Genomic DNA, 397 nt, shown 5'->3' with positions numbered 1-397 from the left:
GTATTCGCCGTGGATCTACTGGTTGACCGTGGTGCTGGTGAGCATCGTCGGCACGCAGATCACCGACATTATGACCGACATGCTCGATATCAGCCTGTACGTCAGTACGTCGGTGTTCTCGGTGCTGTTGGCATTCAATTTCCTAATTTGGTTCCGCATGGAACACAACCTGTCGATCCGCGAAATAGACTCGCCGCGGCGCGAACTTTTCTACTGGTCCACCGTACTGTGCACCTTTGCCCTGGGAACCGCCGCCGGGGACCTGGCCACGGAAGCGCTGGGACTGGGGTTCACCGTCGGGGCCTTGATTTTTGGCGTTCTGATTGCCGCGACGCTGCTGGCCTGGCGCCTGGGGGGCAACGTGGTGCTGACCTTCTGGATCGCCTATATCCTGACC

Annotated in this window: 1 pseudogene; it reads left to right on the top strand. The window is 58.9% G+C overall.

What is annotated here, in order from left to right:
• Positions 1-397: pseudogene (locus FHL16_RS33900) on the top strand (hypothetical protein); the annotation flags it as partial.

The sequence above is a fragment of the Pseudomonas sp. FSL W5-0299 genome, from assembly GCF_005930655.1.
Classification (GTDB): domain Bacteria; phylum Pseudomonadota; class Gammaproteobacteria; order Pseudomonadales; family Pseudomonadaceae; genus Aquipseudomonas; species Aquipseudomonas mandelii.
Note: the sequence above shows the minus strand (reverse complement) of the source record. Positions and strands in the feature narration are given on the sequence as shown.